This is a genomic window from Nocardia sp. NBC_01388, from assembly GCF_045040085.1.
Lineage (GTDB): Bacteria > Actinomycetota > Actinomycetes > Mycobacteriales > Mycobacteriaceae > Nocardia.
Map to the genome: position 1 here is coordinate 5,447,365 of NZ_CP109553.1, position 15,689 is coordinate 5,463,053.

Sequence of the window (15,689 nt, forward strand, 5' to 3'; positions counted from 1 at the left end):
CGACACTGGACCTTCTCCCGGCCGGTCCCCTCGGCGGGCCGTGGCCGCGCATTCCCCCGCTATCCACGCTGTCTCCCCTACGACACGGCCCCCGGACACATTTCGTGTCCGGGGGCCGTGTTGCTCAGTGGCTCAACCGCTGTGCGCGGTGGCTACTTTCAGTGCGAGTGGCCGTGGTGGGCACCAGCCGGCTCCTCGGCCGGCTTCTCCACGATGGCACTCTCGGTGGTGAGCACCATGCGCGCCACCGAGATCGCGTTCTCGACCGCGGAGCGGGTCACCTTCACCGGGTCGATGACGCCGTCGGCAACCAGGTCGCCGTAGGTCAGGGTGGCCGCGTTGAAGCCATCCTTGCCATCGGTGACCTTGGAGACGACAACCGCGCCGTCGACGCCCGCGTTGGCGGCGATCCAGAACAGCGGAGCCAGCAGCGCGAGCCGCACGACCTCGACGCCGGCCGCCTCATCGCCCGTAAGCGAATCGCGCAGGGCGACAAGGGTGGAAGCGGCCTGCACCAGGGCGGTGCCGCCGCCGGGGACGATGCCCTCGGCGACCGCGGCCTTGGCGGAGGAGACCGCATCCTCGACGCGGTACTTGCGCTCCTTGAGCTCGGTCTCGGTGGCCGCGCCGACCTTGATGACGGCGACGCCGCCGGCCAGCTTGGCCAGGCGCTCTTCCAGCTTCTCGCGGTCCCAGTCGGAGTCGGTGTTCTCGATCTCCTTGCGCAGCTGCGAAACCCGCGCCTGGATGGCATCGGCGGTGCCGGCGCCCTCGACGATGGTGGTCTCGTCCTTGGTGACCACGACGCGGCGGGCCTTGCCCAGCACCTCGAGGCCGGCCTCGCGCAGGGTGATGCCCAGGTCCGGGTTCACCACGGTGCCGCCGGTGACGATGGCCAGATCGTCCAGGAACGCCTTGCGACGGTCACCGAAGAACGGCGCCTTGACCGCAACGGCCTTGAGCGTCTTGCGAATCGCGTTGACGACCAGGGTGGACAGCGCCTCGCCCTCGACGTCCTCGGCGATGATCAGGACCGGCTTGCCGGACTCCGCGATCTTCTCCAGCAGCGGCAGCAGATCGGGCAGCGAGCTGACCTTCTCGCGGTTCAGCAGGATCCAGGCATCCTCGAGGACGGCCTGCTGCGTCTCCGGATCGGTGACGAAGTACGGGGACTGGTAGCCCTTGTCGAACTGCACGCCCTCGGTGATGACCAGTTCGGTCTGGGTGCTGGAGGACTCTTCGATGGTCACCACGCCGTCCTTGCCGACGGTGGTGAGCGCCTTGCCGACCAGCGCGCCGATCTCCTCGTCGCGCGAGGAAACGGTGGCGACCTGAGCGATGGCCTTCTCGCCGTCGACCGGGGTGGCAGCGGCCTTCAGCGCGACCGTGATCGCGTCGGCGGCCTTGTTCATGCCCTTGCCGAGGGTCATCGGGTTCGCGCCGGCCGCGATGTTCTTCAGGCCGCCCTTGATGAGGGCCTGGGCGAGCACGGTGGCGGTGGTGGTGCCGTCGCCCGCGACATCGTTGGTCTTGGTGGCGACGCTCTTGACGAGCTGTGCGCCGAGGTTCTCGAACGGGTCCTCGAGATCGATCTCGCGGGCGATGGTCACACCGTCATTGGTGACGGTCGGGCCGCCGAACGACTTGGCCAGCACCACGTGCCGGCCGCGCGGGCCCAGGGTGACCTTGACGGCGTCGGCGAGCTTGTCGACGCCACGCTCCAGTGCGCGACGAGCCTTCTCGTCGAACTCGATCTGCTTTGGCATGTATTACCTACTCCTGAAGTGAGTTTGGGGAGGGCGAACGCACTCCGCCCCGGGTCGAGGCTGTTAAGCGGCGACGCCGAGGCGGAGAGTCCGGGGTTTCGGGAGCGAAGCCCCTTCAAGGCCCCGGAGAGTTGGTGCGTCCCTACTTGGTGACGACGGCCAGCAGATCGCGCGCCGACAGAATCAGGTACTCGCCACCGTTGTACTTGATCTCGGTGCCGCCGTACTTGCTGTAGATGACGACATCGCCCTCGTTGACGTCCAGCGGAATCCGCTTGGCGCCGTTCTCATCCCAGCGGCCGGGGCCGACGGCGATGACGGTGCCCTCCTGGGGCTTCTCCTTCGCCGTGTCAGGGATGACCAGGCCGGAGGCGGTCGTCGTCTCGGCCTCGTTGGCCTGGACGAGGATCTTGTCCTCGAGCGGCTTGATGTTCACGCTCGCCACGTTGAGCCCTCCACTTTTCAGGGGTCTTCGCGCCCGGGGCGGTTCCCCGGGCTCACGGTGTTCGGTCATGGTCTGACCCTGCGCACAAGCCCCGTCGTCGCGGGAGCCGGGACCACTGCCCAGTAGTCAGAGATGGCATCTGAAGCAACCAACCAGTGCCACCTAGCACTCTATACACGGGAGTGCCAGCACTCAAGGTCGGGCTCTATCATCTGTCTCCGCTTCGCTCCGGCGGGGTCGCGGCCCTTGGTCCCGGTTCTTCCCTCCCTCCGCTCCTCCGCTTCGCTCCCCCGCTCCACTCAGTCCGGAACCGGGACGGCCGCAACCCTTTGAGCAGCACGACTCGCCGACGGGAACGGCCAGGGAATCTGAGGGCTTCCATAGAAATACGAAAATCTGTAACGTTCGGATAACGGATTGTGACAACATTGACGACGGCCGCGCGGCAAGGCCGCATCAAGCCCGTCACTGCTTCGCCGAGTGTCACCCAGTTGCTTCATTTCCATAGTTGTTGCTGCACCCAGGTCCGTTCGAGATGGTCGTCTACACGCGGGACCATCCGCTCGAAGGGAGGTGAACATGCGAACATCCCTCGGCATCTCCGCCGGGAGTGAGGTGGTGTGCTCGGCGACGGTTGCCACGGCACCCAATGGCGCCCAGTACTTCGACTACCGGGTCGTCACCGCGGATACGGCCCACTCCGACCTCGGCGATCTCGTGGCCTCCTCCATCGAGTTGATGACCACTCAGATTCCACGCGAGAACGTGCACGCCTTCGGCACCCATCCCGCCGCGCTCGCGGCCGCGCACAATGATCACGCGCCCGGCCCGCCCGGCGATATCGCAGTCGCCTACCGGGACCGGGAACAGGCCCAGATCATCCGTTCAGCTATCGGTCGGCAACGTCGCGATGTGCGGCTCATTCCGGAAAGCACAGCGGCCCTTGCCTTCCTGCGCCACACCGGCCTGCTGGACCGCTACCAAACGGTCGCCATCCTCGATATCGGCGCCACCGGCACCACCGTCACCGTGGCCGATCACGCCGACGACACCGTGCTGCGCTCCGAGCGCACCGCCACCATCAGCGGCAATGCCGTCGATGAACTGATACTGCAGCATCTGCTGGACTGCCACCTGGCCCGCCGCGGCACCCGCCCGAATCGGGGCATGCTGCTCAATCGCAGCCGCGCGGCCAAGGAGCATCTGTCCATCGCGCCGGCGGTCACCATCGATCATGTGGCCGGGCAGCCGCTCAAGCTCACCCGCGTCGATTTCGACGAGCTGGTTTCCGACCTGCTACGCGAGCTGGCCCTCTTCGCCCGTGGCGTCTTCGCGCGGGCGCCGAAGTTCCCGGAGGCGGTCGCGGTCATCGGCGGGGGCGCCAATACCCTCGCCGTGGTGTCGAGTCTGGAACGCCAGCTCGACGTGCCGGTGCTGACGGTCCGCGAGCCCGAGGCCGTGATCGCCAAAGGCGCTGCCCTGGTGGCCGATTCCGCGACGCCGACGACCTTCCCGGTGATCAGCCGCGGTTCCGATGCGCCGATCGGCACCTTCACCAAGCTGGCGGGCACGCTGGCCGGCGCCATCGTGGTGGTCGGCCTGATCATCGGCTACGGCGTGAAGGAGCTCGTGCCGGAACCGCACGGCGCCAATTACTCCCCGCCCATCTCCGGTACGCAGCAGCCGGTGGTCGTCCCCGCCACGCCGCCCGGCGGCGCGTCCGGCGCCGGCACCACGACCAGCAGCCCGAATCACGATCCGTCGCATCCCACCGCACCCCCGGTCACCCCGACCACGGCCCCACAGTCAGCCCCCAGCGGCACTCTCACCACCCCGCTGACCACGATCGCCCAGCCGCCACTGCGACCCGATCCGGGCCTACCCCAGATCCCGTTCCCCGCAGACCTCCCCCGCATCCTGGGCCCGCTACTCGGCACCACCCTCCCGCCCCCGGTGACCACCGAACCCCACAGCGAGACCAGCGAACCCCGCACTGTGGGCCCGACCACCTCCGGCCTCCCCCGCCGCAATTCCGGCTCCGCAAGCGGCACCACCACCATGGCCAGCCCGACCGATTAGTCCGGCCGAGCACCGAAGACACCACCGCGACCGAGGATTCCTCGGTCGCGGACTGCATTACCAGCGGCCCGATTGTCGAGCACGGACACCCGTCATCCCGGCATGCTCCTGGCCCGGATACGCACTGTCCGCGCACGAGCGCATTCCGGTTCCATACGGCTTCGCATACTGCGCAACGGGTTCGTATGCCGCGCACGGGTTCACATGCCGCCCACGGGTTCACATGCCGCCCACGGGTTCACATGCCGCCCACGGGTTCACATGCCGCCCACGGGTTCACATGCCGCGCACGAATCCACTGCCGATACTGTGCGAGGTACGCGCGAACTTGCGCTGCGCGAACTCACGCGGCGCCGTTCTGCTGCCCGATGCGGGACTACAGCTGGCTGGTGGAGACGGCCAGGCCGGGGTCCGTGGCCACGGTGAGCGCGGACGGCTTTGCGCCACCGGCGATTACGTGTGCGCCAAAGGTGGCGATCATGACGCCGTTATCGGTGCAGAGCCGGGGCTTGGGGACGCGCAGGGTGAGACCCGCTGCGGCGCAGCGCTCTTCGGCCATGGAGCGAATACGGGAATTCGCGGTCGCGCCGCCGCCGAGCACGATGGTGTCGACGCCGACATCCTGGGCGGCGCGCACGGCCTTCATGGTGAGGACGTCCGCGACCGCCTCCTGGAACGAGGCCGCGATATCCGGAATCGGCAGTTCACGACCGTCCCGCTCGGCTGCCTCGACATACCGCGCCACCGACGTCTTCAGCCCCGAGAAGGAGAAGTCGTAGCGAGCGTCGCGCGGGCCGGTCATACCGCGTGGGAAGGCGATGGCGTGCGGATCGCCTTCCGCGGCAATGGCATCCAGTACCGGTCCGCCCGGGTAGCCGAGGCCGAGCAGGCGCGCCACCTTGTCGAAGGCCTCACCCGCCGCATCATCGACGGTGCTGCCGAGTTCGATGATCGGTTTCGCCAGATCGGTGATGTGCAGCAGATGCGTATGCCCGCCGGAGACGAGCAGCGCCACCGCGGGTGGCAGCGGGCCGTGCTCGAGGGTGTCGACGGCAACGTGCCCGCCGAGATGATTGATCGCGTAGAAGGGGATATCCCACGCTGCCGCATAGGCTTTCGCGGCAGCGACCCCGACCAGCAGCGCACCGGCCAGACCTGGTCCGATGGTGACGGCGAGGGCATCCGGCTTCTCGATATCGGCGGCGGCCAGGGCGCGGCGCATGGCCGGGACGATGGCCTCGAGATGTGCGCGCGAAGCGATTTCCGGTACCACGCCACCGAAGCGGGCATGCTGATCGACACTGGAGGCGACCTCATCGGCCAGCAGCTCGCAGGTGCCGTCCGGCAGGTATCGGACGATCCCGACTCCCGTTTCGTCGCAGGAGCTTTCGATACCCATGACGATCATGACGAGACCTCTGTGTCTTCGGCGAACCCGGCGCCCTGTGGGAACTCCGCCGGCGCGAACCCGGCCATGGCGGGCTTGCGCATGGTGTACGCGTCGGCGCCGCTCGGCTGGTAGTAGTTCTTCCGCAGACCGATGATGTGGAAGCCGTGCTTCTCGTACAGTGCGATGGCGGCGGCATTGTCGGTGCGCACCTCGAGGAACACCGGTCCGCCGCGCAGCCCGGCCTCGGCCAGCAGCGCCTGCAGCAGCAGGGTGCCGACGCCGCCGCGATGCAGCTCCGGATCCACACCGATGGTGTGGATTTCGGCCTCCGGATGTTCGGCGTCACCCAGCAGGGCGATACCGGCGTATCCGATCATGCGATCGTCCTGATCGCGGGCGATGATGTAGCGATTGTGCGAGGCGGCCAGTTCCGACAGGAACGAAACCTCGTGCCACGGATCGTCCTCCGGGAACAGGACCTGTTCGAACTCGGCGCAGCGCACGGCATCGGCCGGCCGCATCGGTTGGATGCGGATGGTCATCGGCCCACCTGCGCATAGCTCCGCTCGACCGCATCGGGACGGCGCAGATACAACGGGACCAGGGGTTCGGGAGTCACGCCCGCCAGCAGATCGCGCGCGGCGCAGCGCACCAGCCCGTACGGGGACGGGGTCTCCACCGGCAGCACGGGCAGATCGAAGTAGTCGACATGCGAGGCAGATCCGGCGATCACGGTGGCGGTGCCCGACTCCAGATCGGCGGGCTTGCTCACCTCCGGACCTTCGATACGGCCTTCGGCGCGGTAGCGAGCCCAATACACCTCGCGGCGTCGCGCATCGGTGACCACGAGCAGCTCGACCGGCTCGGCCGGATTGCGCAGGTAACTCTCGGTATCGGCGGCAATCGCGTCGAGACTGCACACCCCGTGCACAGGCACGCCCAGCGCATCGGCGAAGGCGGCCGCGGTGGCCATCCCGACCCGCAGTCCGGTGAAGGGACCCGGCCCGATCCCCGCGACCACCGCGTCGATCTCCGCGCGGGTGCGACCGGATTCGGCGAGGCACGCCAGAATCTGCGGCGTCAGCACCTCATTGTGCGCACGAGAATCCACGGTCACCTTGGAGGTGATCGTGGTGATGCGAGGTGCGGTTGATCCCTCGTCCGCCGGTTCCAGTTCCACCAGTCCCGCCGTCACGGCAGGGGTCGAGGTGTCGACAGCCAGTACAAGCATGATTGCCCCAACAATACTGTGCCTATCTGCCTCCGCTTCGCTCCGGCGGGGTCGCGGCCCTTGGTCCCGGTTCTTCCCTCCCTCCGCTCCTCCGCTTCGCTCCCCCGCTCCACTCGGTCCAGAACCGGGACGGCCGCGACCTTTCGGTGATATGAGCAGCTGACGGCATGGCGCGGGCCCCCGGTCGGCAGGCCGAGTCAGCGTGATGCTTCTCGCATTCGAGGGTGCTCAGGTGGCCGAGAGCCATTCCCATTCCGCCGTGCGGATATCGGAGTCGGGTTCGCGGCGGAGTTGGACGCGGAGGTGGCGGTCGGCGAGGTGCTCGGCCACGCCCAGACCCCATTCGACGACGACCACCGCATCGTGCAGATCGGTGTCCAGGTCGAGGGCGTCGAGTTCGTCCAGATCGCCGCCGAGGCGGTAGGCGTCCACGTGCACCAGGGCGATCGAGCCCGGGTCGGCGCTCGCGCGGTGCTGGCGGGCAATGATGAAAGTCGGTGAGCTGACCCGGCCTATGACGCCGAGCCCGGCGGCGATGCCACGGGTGAGCGCGGTTTTCCCGGCGCCCAGCGGACCGTCGAGGATGACCAGATCGCCGGGTTGCAGTTCCTCGGCCAGTTCGCGGCCGAGGGCCTCGGTGTCCTCGACCGTCGGCAGGGTGCGACTGCCGCGGGTGTTCATCACTCGCCGCCGATGTGGGTGCGGATGACGCGACCGCGCGGGGCGCAGACGATTTCGTAGTGGATGGTGCCGAGCGTGTCCGCCCACTCCTGGGCGTGCGGCAGACCCTCGCCGCCGAACAGGATGGCGGTATCGCCCTCGCGGACACCGGAGGTGTTCTCGCCGAGGTTCACCACCAGCTGGTCCATGCAGACCCTGCCGATATTGGGCCGGCGCTCACCGCCCAGCCACACATCGAAGCGGCCGCCGAGGGTGCGCGGCACACCGTCGGCGTATCCGGCGGGGATGAGCGCGACGGTGGTGTCGTGCTCGGCAATCCACTCGTGGCCGTAGGACACGCCTTCACCTGCGGCGACGCGTTTCACCAGGGCGACGCGGGCGCGGAAGGTCATGGCCGGCCGCAGGCCGAAGTCGGAGATCTCAGGAATCGGGGAGAGCCCGTACACGGCGATGCCCGGGCGCACCATGTCGAACGCCAGATCGGGGCGGGTCAGGGTGGCCGCCGAATTGGCCAGATGCACCAATTCCGGTTGCAGGCCCTGCTCTTTCGCGGTGGCGATGCATTCCAGGAACCGGTCGCGCTGGAGGTCGATGGTCGGGTGATGCGGTGAATCCGCGTGGGCGAGATGGGAGAAGAGGGCCCGGAAACGCACCACCCGCTCGTCCACCAGCTGTCGCAAAAGCGCCAGCACCTGCGGGTATTCGGTCGCGGATACGCCATTGCGGTTGAGCCCGGTATCCACTTTCAGCGATACCGTCGCGGTACGCCCCAAGCCGCGCGCGGCCGCCGCGACCGCTTCCAGATGCGCGACCGAGGACACCGCGATCTCGATATCCGCGGTGATGCCGCTCGCGAAGTCGGCATCGGAGGTGTTGAGCCAGCACAGAATCGGCGCGGTAATGCCCGCCGCCCGCAATGCCACCGCCTCTTCGAGCGTGGTCACCCCGAGCTCACGCGCCCCCGCGGCAATAGCGGCCCGCCCGACCTCGACGGCCCCGTGGTTGTACCCGTCCGCCTTGACCACCACCATGACCGCGGCATCACCGGCATGCGCGGCCAGAATCCGCACATTGTGGGCAATGGCATTCAGATCGACGAGGGTCTCCACCTGCGGATCGGGCTTGTTCACAGCACCGATCCTGCCATCTCCGCCCGCGCGGCACCCGTCACACCCGGCCGCGGCAACCCCTCGACCCGCCCAGCGACACGCCGCAATCGCACTATCTGCACCTGCCCGCGACGCATGTCCGCGCAGAGCGCCACAGAGACGAACCGGGCTACGTCACCTGATCAGCCCACCGATTCGGCTCTCGCCCGGCACTTCCCGAGTCAGCGCGTTGCCCTGAACGCGGCAACGCACGGGAAGCCGGTCGGGAACGGCCCGCGGAGACGCATTCGGTGCCTGAGTCGCGAACAGAGCGTCGATGCGCGCGTCGCGGCCGCTTCAGGAGCTGGCGGCATGAACGCCCCGCAGTGCAGCGAGTGCGGCAGCGACGGAAGCTTCGCTCGCGGGGAGCAGGGGAAGGCGGACCGCGGCGGTGGGGATGCGGCCCTGGGCGGCCAGAACACCCTTCAGCACAGTCGGATTGGGTTCGGTGAAGAGGGTGGTGGCGAGGGCTGCGAGGCGGTTGCCGATGCGGCGGGCCCGGTCGATCGGGCCGTGCCGCCAGGCTGCGATCAGTTCGACGTATTCGGCGGGTGCGACGTTCGCGCAGGCCAGGATGGCTCCGGAGGCACCGAGGGCGAGCAGGGGTGCGGCGAAGAGGTCGTCGCCCGCGAGTACGGCGGTGTCGCCGGCGGCTGCGCTGAGGAAACCGACGGTGGCTTCGTCTATGCCGCCGGTGGTGTATTTGAATCCTGCGACATTCGGCAATTCGGCCAGGCGACACAGGGTTTCGGCACTGAGCGCGAGGCCCGTGCGGTACGGAATGTGGTAGATCACCAGGGGAACGGGGCTGGCGGCGGCCAGGTGCCGGAAGTGTTCGACAACACCGTCTTCGGACGGGCGGGTGTAGTACGGGACCACGGTGAGGGCGGCCACGGCCCGGGGATCGAGGGCTGCGAGCTCCTGCACCGAGGCGGCGGTCGCATTGGAGCCGGCCGCGGCGATCAGGGGCGCGCCGTGTTCGGCGCACACCCCGGCGCAGATATCGAGCACCCGCAACCGCTCGTCCGGGGTGAGGGTCGCCGGTTCGGCGGTGGTGCCGAGCGCGACGATTCCGGTCGCACCGGCGGCGAGCACCTCGTGCGCGAGTGCTTCGAGCGCCGCCGCGGCGATCTCGCCGGTGGCGGTGAAAGGCGTGATCAGCGGCACGAACAGCCCTGTGAATGTCATGACCTCAGCGTGGCCGCCACGCGCCTTCACGTCTATTTCACGTTTCCGTCTCCGAGCATAAGATCTCCTTATGCTCGATCTGCGCCGATTGCGCCTGCTCCGGGAACTCGCCCACCGCGGCACCATTACCGCCGTCGCCGAGGCGCTGACCTACACCCCCTCGGCGGTCTCCCAGCAGCTGACCGCGCTCGAACGCGAGGCCGGGGTGCCGCTGCTGGAGCGCACCGGCCGCAGCGTCACCCTCACACCCGCCGCCCTGCGCCTGGTCGAGCACACCGAAACCATCCTCGCGACCCTGGCGCAGGCCACCGCCGAACTCGCCACCGCCCGAACCGAACTCACCGGAACCCTCCGCATCGGCGCCTTCCCGACCGCGGTCCGCACCGTCCTGTCCCCCGCACTGGTCACCCTCAGCCGCGAGCATCCGCATCTGGAACTGCTTGTCACCGAACTGGATCCGGCCGCCGCCCCCGCCGCCCTGCGTGCCGATCTCCTCGATATAGCGCTGGTCCAGGAGTACGACTACGTCCCCGTGGACCCGGAACCGGGCCTCGACACCGAACCCCTCCTCGAGGAAACCATCCACCTCGCCGCACTCGTCGCCGAACCCCTTGCCGCACAACGCGATTCCTCCTGGATCGCAGGCACCCCGGGCACCCTCTGCCACGCCATGACCGTCCGAGCCTGCCGCGCAGCCGGATTCACCCCCCGCATCCGCCACCACGCCGACGACTTCGGCGCCGTCCTGGCCCTGGTAGCCGCGGCTCAGGGCGTAGCCCTGGTCCCCGACCTGGGCGCCCAATCGGTCCCACCCGGCGTAACCCTCACACCACTCCCCACCCGCCGCCGCACCCATCTCGCCTACCGCCGCGGCGCCGCCCACCACCCCATAGTCGCCGCCGCCCGCGCCGCCCTCCACGCAGCCATAACCCCTCCGGCCTGACCTCGCCGATCCCGCCACCGGTCTGCGACGCGCACGCGGCCGGAACACGGCAGAACACGAACATCAGCGAGTGACGCTGTGCCGCAGGTTGTTCGCCATCGCGTGCGGCACCCTCGGTGATCTATCAGGACAACCGGTGATCAGCAGCGGACGCGCTGATTTGCACGGCCGCACGTCGATGCGAGCAGGCCGGGAACCTCCCGCGGCGAGCGCGGCTGTGCGTGGACCCGCGACAGCTGGGCTCCTCGACGGAAGACACATGCGCAGCGGGCGGCTGTCGCAGGCCGGAGCGGGCGTGCTCGCAGCGATCGGGGACCGAGGTGGTCAGGCGGCGGCGAGGTCGCGGAGGGTACCGATGGCGTTGCGGAGGTTGGCGAGAAGGGGGGAGGCGGAGATGGGGGCGCCCTCGGCGGTGGTGATGTGGGCGGCGAGGTTGGCGGAGAGGGCGTGGACGCGGGCGGCGGCCGCGGCGGACCAGGTGGCGTCGCGACCGGCGGCGAGGAGGGCGGCGATGACGCCGGAGAGGATGTCGCCGGAGCCGGCGGTGGCAGCCCAGGAGCCACCTGCCTCGTTGACGAAGACGGGGTGACCGGGGGCGGCCACCAGGGTGGCGCGGCCCTTCAAAAGGACCGTCACCTGCCAGGAGTCGGCTAGTTTGCGGACGGCGGCCACACGGTCGGGGGCCGGGTCCGCGCCGGTGAGGCGGGCGAACTCTCCGGCGTGCGGAGTGAGGACGGTGGGGGCGGCGCGGCCGTTCAGCAAACCGGGGTCGGCCGCGAGCAGGGTCAGGCCGTCGGCATCGACCACCACGGGTAGGTCGGTGGCGAGGATTTCGGCGAGACGGTCCCGCGCGGCGGAGTCGTTGCCCGCGCCGGGGCCGAAGACCCATGACTGGACTCGTCCGGTCTCCGAAATCGAGGGGGCAGCAACAACTTCCGGAAAGTGCGCGAGAACCTGAGCGGCGCCGGTTCCGGCATAGCGGACCATGCCGGAGGTGGCGGCCACCGCGCCGCCGGTGCACAGGATCGCCGCACCCGGATAGGTCGAGCTGCCCGCACAGACGCCGGTGACGCCCTGGGTGTACTTGTCATCGGTCGATGTCGGCACCGGCCAGCCCGCCCCGATCGATTGCGGTTCCAGGGCAGCAAGATTCGGCGCGGGTAGGCGTAATCCTATGGGCACCAGTTCAATTCGGCCGCAGTACGGCGCGGCCAGGGCATGCACCGGCTTGTACGCGCCGAAGGCGACGGTCACGGCCGCTCGAACCGCCGGTCCGCTCACCACTCCGGTATCCGGATCGACACCGCTGGGCAGGTCGACAGAAATCACCGGAACACGCACCCCGGCAACAATTTCCGCCGCCTTCGGGCGCAGCGGCCCACGACCCGAGATACCGACGATGCCATCGATGACCAGATCCGGCGCACCCACCTCGGCGCCCACCCGGCCACCGGCCCGGCGCAATGCCGCCAACCCCTCCGCGTGCACCCGCTCCGGCGACAGCAGCACCGCCCGCACGGCCACACCCCGCCGCCGCAGGAACGATCCCGCCCACAGCGCGTCGCCACCATTGTCGCCGGAGCCGACCAGCAGCGTCACCGACCGGCCGGCCACTGCACCGGTCCGCTCCCGCAGCTCCCGCAGCACCACCTCGGCCAGCCCGAAAGCCGCGCGCCGCATAGGCATTCCGGCGGGAACACGGGTGAACAGCTCCGCCTCCGCCGCACGAACCTCATCGGCCGTGAAGTATCCGCGAAGCTCAGCTGCCGTCATCGTTCGCCTCCTGCGAGAGCGGGTTCCGCGGGGCGAACCCCGCCTGCCTACGACGTCTGCAGACTACGCCCCCGGCCGGACCGCGACGTATGCACGCGGAAGGCGTGAGCCCCAACCCTCGATGTGCGTACGCGGAGGCACGAGCCCCCTCGACGGGTGCACACGAAAGACATGAGCCGCGACTCGCGACGTGCGTACGTGGAGGGCGCGATCCCCGAGGAACCCTGGCCGACGCGCCTTTGTGATCTCCGGAACCTGTTCGCTTATCAACCGGTTCACCGCGGGGTCGCACTTTTGGACTCGCATCGCACACGCGACCGATCGTTCTCCTTGTACGGAGACGATGCGCATCCGGGCCGGTGTGCTGGCAGGCTCGAAACCGGCGCTTCCGGCATGTCGGAGCAGCGTCTTCCTGAGAGGCGACGCCTGCGAATGGCCCGCTACTGGTGACGGTTACGCTGACGGACATGTCGATCCGCCGCTACTCGCCCGCCCGCGCCCTGCTCCTCGTGACCGTGGTGGCGGGGGTGCTGGCCGTGAGCGGCTGCGGCTCGGATTCGTCGAAGTCGGCCGCACCCACGACGACCGCCGCGTCCGCCGCCACCTCGGCCGCCGCCACCTCGGGTCCGAGGCAGCCCGCGGCGGTGACCGTCGACGTGAACGATATGAAGTTCTCCCCGGCCACTATTACCGTCAAGGTCGGCGACATGGTGACCTGGAAGTTCTCCGACAAGGCCCCGCACGCGGTGCAGGGCATCGGCGATGTCGCACTGGGCATCAACAGCCCGATCATCCACAAGGGCGAGTGGAGCTACACCTTCACCACCCCCGGCACCTACCGCTACCTCTGCCCCCTGCACCCAGACATGAAGGGCTCGGTCACGGTCGAATAGCCCCGCCCGCATCCCGAAGACCACCGAACAGCGCGTATCAGGATCGACCAGCCTTCCCAGAGCTGTTCGAACTCGACACGCGCTGTTCCCTCGTCACAGCTGTTCGGTTGGGAAAGTCGCTCGGCCATCACGCGGCTGTTCGGGCAGGAGAGCTGCTCGGCCGGCGCACGGCCGTTCGGGCGCGACAGCCCGTTCGATCGTAAGGACAGCGGCGGACAGCTCCCGACCGACTCGGTCAGGCGTTCAGGGCGAGTGTCTATTCGACCGTGACGGATTTGGCCAGGTTGCGGGGCTTGTCCACATCGTAGCCGCGGGCCTGTGCGACCTCGGCGGCGAAGATCTGCAGTGGGACGGTGGCCAGGAGCGGCTGGAAAAGGGTTGGGGCGGCGGGGATTTCGATCAGGTGATCGGCGAAGGGGCGGACGGTGTCGTCGCCTTCCTCGGCAATGACGATGGTGCGGGCGCCGCGCGCCTGGATCTCGCGAATATTGCTGAGCATCTTGGAGTGCAGCATGGGGCGGCTCTTCAGCGAGGGCATCACCACGAAGACCGGCAGGCCCTCCTCGATCAGCGCGATCGGGCCGTGCTTGAGCTCACCGGCGGCGAAGCCCTCAGCGTGGATATAGGCCAGTTCCTTGAGCTTCAGCGCACCTTCGAGCGCTACCGGGTAGCCGACATGCCGGCCGAGGAACAGCACCGTGGAGACGTGCGCGAACTCCCGGGCGAGGGCGCGCACCTGATCACCCGACTCCAGTACGCGGGCGACCAGTTTGGGCATGGCCTCCAGCTCGGCGAATTCGCGAGCCACCTCATCGGGGTACTTGGTGCCGCGCGCCTGCGCGAGCGCGAGACCGACAAGATAGTTCGCGGTGATCTGCGCCAGAAACGCCTTGGTGGACGCCACGCCGATCTCCGGCCCGGTGCGGGTGTAGAGCACGGCATCGGATTCGCGAGGAATCTGCGCGCCATTGGTATTGCAGATGGCCAGGACTCGCGCCTTCTGACTCTTGGCGTGCCGGACCGCCTCCAGCGTGTCCGCCGTCTCGCCGGACTGCGAGATGGCGACCACCAGCGTGGAGCGGTCCAGAACCGGGTCGCGATAACGGAATTCGCTGGCCAGCTCCACCTCGACGGGCAGCCGGGTCCAGTGCTCGATGGCATATTTGGCCAGCAGCCCCGCGTGATACGAACTGCCGCAGGCGACCACGAAGACCTTGTCGAACTCGCGCAGTTCCTGATCGGTGAGCCGCTGCTCGTCCAGCACGATCCGGCCGTCCTGGAAGTGACCGATCAGCGTGTCGGCGACACCGGCGGGCTGCTCCTCGATCTCCTTGAGCATGAAGTAGTCGTGGCCGCCCTTCTCGGCAGCGGCCAGATCCCAATCGATGGTGAACGGGCGGGTGCGGACCGCATCGGGCTTTCCGTCGAAATCGGTGACCTCGTACGAGTTCGCGGTGATGACAACGGCCTGATCCTGGCCGAGCTCCACGGCTTCCCGGGTGTGCTCGATGAAGGCGGTGACATCGGAGGCGAGGAACATCTCGCCCTTGCCGACACCCACCACCAGCGGGGTGGAGCGGCGCGCGGCGATGATGGTGCCGGGATGGTCGGCGTGTGTGAAGACCAGGGTGAACGCGCCCTCCAGGCGGCGCACCACCGAGAGCGCGGAGGCCACAAAATCCCCAGCCGTCGCGCCGGTGGCATAGGCGCGAGCCACCAGGTGCACGGTGACCTCGGTATCGGTATCGCTGCCGAGTTCGACTCCGGCGTCTTCGAGTTCGCGGCGCAGCGGCGCGAAGTTCTCGATGATGCCGTTGTGCACCACCGCGACCCGGTCGCCGCCGTCACGATGCGGATGCGCATTGCGGTCGGTGGGTGCGCCGTGGGTGGCCCAGCGGGTGTGGCCCATGCCGGTGGTGCCCGCGAAACGACCTGCTCCCGTTTCGGCGAGTTCGGCCTCCAGATTGGCCAGCCGGCCTGCCTTGCGTTCGACGGCGAGCCCGCCCGCGCCGTCGAGAATGGCGACTCCGGCGGAGTCGTAGCCGCGATACTCCATGCGGCGCAACGCGTCCACCACCACACCGAGGGCGTCCCGGTACCCCACGTACCCCACGATTCCGCACATGGGCCACCAGCCTACTGGGGTAGTACC

General features: G+C 68.7%; 13 protein-coding genes. 3 read left to right on the forward strand and 10 right to left on the reverse strand.

All coding sequences use genetic code 11. From position 1 onward, the window contains the following. Positions 1–158 precede the first annotated feature (158 nt). On the reverse strand, positions 159–1,766 hold the full coding sequence (gene groL, locus OG716_RS26670; RefSeq protein ID WP_405133422.1) for a chaperonin GroEL: 1,608 nt from the start codon (positions 1,764–1,766) through the stop codon (positions 159–161). Positions 1,767–1,908: 142 nt separating this feature from the next. Next, positions 1,909–2,211 (reverse strand): co-chaperone GroES, encoded by a 303-nt coding sequence (groES, locus tag OG716_RS26675; RefSeq protein WP_327143826.1) that lies wholly within the window; start codon positions 2,209–2,211, stop codon positions 1,909–1,911. Between the two features lie 579 nt (positions 2,212–2,790). Between groES and OG716_RS26680 the strand changes: the two genes are divergently transcribed. Next, on the forward strand, positions 2,791–4,290 hold the full coding sequence (locus tag OG716_RS26680) for an Hsp70 family protein (RefSeq protein WP_405133423.1): 1,500 nt from the start codon (positions 2,791–2,793) through the stop codon (positions 4,288–4,290). A gap of 376 nt (positions 4,291–4,666) precedes the next feature. On the opposite strand, the gene tsaD is transcribed toward OG716_RS26680, so the two are convergent. From tsaD to dapA, 6 genes are all read right to left on the reverse strand, one after another. Then, positions 4,667–5,698, reverse strand: a complete 1,032-nt coding sequence (gene tsaD / locus OG716_RS26685) for a tRNA (adenosine(37)-N6)-threonylcarbamoyltransferase complex transferase subunit TsaD (protein ID WP_405133424.1) — start codon at positions 5,696–5,698, stop codon at positions 4,667–4,669. Further along, positions 5,695–6,222 (reverse strand): ribosomal protein S18-alanine N-acetyltransferase, encoded by a 528-nt coding sequence (gene rimI / locus OG716_RS26690; RefSeq protein WP_297621253.1) that lies wholly within the window; start codon positions 6,220–6,222, stop codon positions 5,695–5,697. The genes tsaD and rimI overlap by 4 nt, the downstream gene beginning before the upstream one ends. Then, the gene (tsaB, locus tag OG716_RS26695; RefSeq protein WP_355124615.1) at positions 6,219–6,911 is read right to left on the reverse strand and encodes a tRNA (adenosine(37)-N6)-threonylcarbamoyltransferase complex dimerization subunit type 1 TsaB; all 693 of its coding nucleotides are present in this window, start codon (positions 6,909–6,911) and stop codon (positions 6,219–6,221) included. The genes rimI and tsaB overlap by 4 nt, the downstream gene beginning before the upstream one ends. 228 nt (positions 6,912–7,139) lie before the next feature. Next, positions 7,140–7,592: a tRNA (adenosine(37)-N6)-threonylcarbamoyltransferase complex ATPase subunit type 1 TsaE gene (tsaE, locus tag OG716_RS26700; protein ID WP_405139929.1), complete on the reverse strand. Its 453-nt coding sequence runs from the start codon at positions 7,590–7,592 to the stop codon at positions 7,140–7,142. Then, positions 7,592–8,722: an alanine racemase gene (gene alr / locus OG716_RS26705; protein WP_405133425.1), complete on the reverse strand. Its 1,131-nt coding sequence runs from the start codon at positions 8,720–8,722 to the stop codon at positions 7,592–7,594. Before alr ends, tsaE begins: the two co-directional genes overlap by 1 nt. 315 nt (positions 8,723–9,037) lie before the next feature. Then, the gene (gene dapA / locus OG716_RS26710; protein ID WP_405133426.1) at positions 9,038–9,928 is read right to left on the reverse strand and encodes a 4-hydroxy-tetrahydrodipicolinate synthase; all 891 of its coding nucleotides are present in this window, start codon (positions 9,926–9,928) and stop codon (positions 9,038–9,040) included. Between the two features lie 70 nt (positions 9,929–9,998). On the opposite strand from dapA, the gene OG716_RS26715 reads away from it, so the two are divergent. Further along, entirely contained in the window at positions 9,999–10,871 is an 873-nt protein-coding gene (locus OG716_RS26715; RefSeq protein WP_405133427.1) for a LysR substrate-binding domain-containing protein, read from the forward strand. A gap of 324 nt (positions 10,872–11,195) precedes the next feature. Here the strand turns inward: OG716_RS26715 and OG716_RS26720 are convergent, their stop codons facing one another. After that, on the reverse strand, positions 11,196–12,644 hold the full coding sequence (locus OG716_RS26720; protein WP_405133428.1) for an NAD(P)H-hydrate dehydratase: 1,449 nt from the start codon (positions 12,642–12,644) through the stop codon (positions 11,196–11,198). Positions 12,645–13,111: 467 nt separating this feature from the next. Between OG716_RS26720 and OG716_RS26725 the strand changes: the two genes are divergently transcribed. After that, a complete protein-coding gene (locus tag OG716_RS26725) occupies positions 13,112–13,537 on the forward strand; it encodes a cupredoxin family copper-binding protein (protein WP_405133429.1) in 426 nt (141 codons plus the stop codon). Between the two features lie 256 nt (positions 13,538–13,793). On the opposite strand, the gene glmS is transcribed toward OG716_RS26725, so the two are convergent. Continuing rightward, entirely contained in the window at positions 13,794–15,662 is a 1,869-nt protein-coding gene (gene glmS / locus OG716_RS26730) for a glutamine--fructose-6-phosphate transaminase (isomerizing) (RefSeq protein WP_355124603.1), read from the reverse strand. Positions 15,663–15,689 lie beyond the last annotated feature (27 nt).